Below are 1,585 nucleotides of genomic sequence, written 5' to 3'. Positions count from 1 at the left end.
GGTTCCGCACCTGCGTTGTCCGCGACGGCCGCCCCATTGCCAGCGACCGATCCGGCGTTGTTCGTCACGGGCAGGGACCTTTGCGCACCTGCTGGCGCAGCAACGTTCGTCACCTTCGCGGCAGCGTCGCCCGTGGCGCTTGCCGCCTTTCCCTTGCCATGCCCCGGCAGCGTCTCATCCGCCTTCGGCCCGTTACCCGGTTCATCCAGCCCGCCGCCCAGCGCCGTCACCAGCGACGCATGCGCGCCCAGCCTTTCAGCCTGAACCTTCGCGACGCCTTCCTGCGCGCGCAGCAGCTGGTTCTGCGCGACCAGCACGTTCAGATAGTCGGTCAGCCCGCGCCGGTAACCCTCGCGCGCCAGATCGTAGTTGCGCTGCGCCGCCGCGACCGAACGGGCCGCGTCGTCGGCCTGGGTCGCCAGCGAGCGCAGGCGGATCACCTGGTCGGCGATGTCCTTCAGCGCGCCGACGATCGACTGGTTGTAGCGCTCCACCGCCTCGTCGTAACCGGCCGACGCCGCGCCGAGCTGCGCGCGCAGCCGCCCGCCGTCGAAGATCGGCAGCGACAGCGCCGGGCCCGCGCTCCAGCTATGCGACGGACTCTTCAGGAACTGGAACAGCGGCCCCATCGCCGCATAGCCGCCGATCGACGCGAGCAGGTTGATGTCCGGATAGAAGTCCGCCTTCGCGACGTCGATGCCGCGTGCCTGCGCGGCCACCGTCCAGCGCGCCGCGACCACGTCCGGCCGGTGGCCGATCAGCTCCGCGGGCAGCGCGGCGGGCAGGCCCGCCGGCGCGGCGAGCGACAGCGCCGGACGCCGGATCGCGTCGCCCGCGCCCGGCCCCTTGCCGGCCAGCGCCGCGAGCTGGTTGCGGCCCAGTGCGATCTGCTCGTCGAGCGCGTCGATCTGGCGCTCGTACTCCGGCAGCGGCGTTTCGGCCTGGCTCACTTCGAGCTGCGTGCCGATGCCGCCCTTCAGGCGCCGGCTGGCCAGATCCACGATCTGCTGCTGTTGCTGCAGGGTGGCTTTGGCGATGTCGAGCAGCGCGTAGTCCAGCGACATGCCGATATAGGTGCGCACCACGTTGGCCTGCAGTTCGAGCTGCGCGGCGCGGGCGTCGGCGGCGCTCGCGTGGGCGGCGTCAAGCGCGCTTTCGGCGGCGTTGCGGTCCCTGCCCCACAGGTCCAGGTGATACGACAGGCCGAGCGTGCCGGTGTTGTTCCACGACTGCTCGCCGGCCAGCGGCCCCGGCCCGTAGTACACGTTGTCGGCCCACTTCTGGCGCTGGATCGACAGGCTGGCGTTGACCTGCGGCGCGAGCGCCGCGCGCGCGACGCCCGCCATCGACAGCGCCTCGCGCACCCGCGCCTGGGCGGCGGCGAGGCTCGGATTGCCAGCCTGCGCGGCGTCGATCCAGTCGTTGAGCTGGGGGTCGTTATAGGCACGCCACCAGTCGGCGGCCGGCCACTGGGCGTCGCGGTTGGCCGCGCGGATCGCGTTGCCCGCGTCGAGCGAGGACGGCTCGATCGCGTGATCCTGCGGGGCGATGCCTCCGGTACCTGCACAGCCGGCGATTGTTAATA

At 71.9% G+C, this 1,585-nt stretch carries 1 protein-coding gene; it reads right to left on the bottom strand.

The features are described 5' to 3' along the window. Window positions 1-1,585 (bottom strand): efflux transporter outer membrane subunit (locus tag P0D89_RS52745; protein WP_408379586.1); only part of this gene is annotated, 1,585 nt, incomplete at both ends.

Source organism: Paraburkholderia sp. RL18-085-BIA-A (assembly GCF_046027075.1).
Taxonomy (GTDB): domain Bacteria; phylum Pseudomonadota; class Gammaproteobacteria; order Burkholderiales; family Burkholderiaceae; genus Paraburkholderia.
Note: the sequence above shows the minus strand (reverse complement) of the source record. Positions and strands in the feature narration are given on the sequence as shown.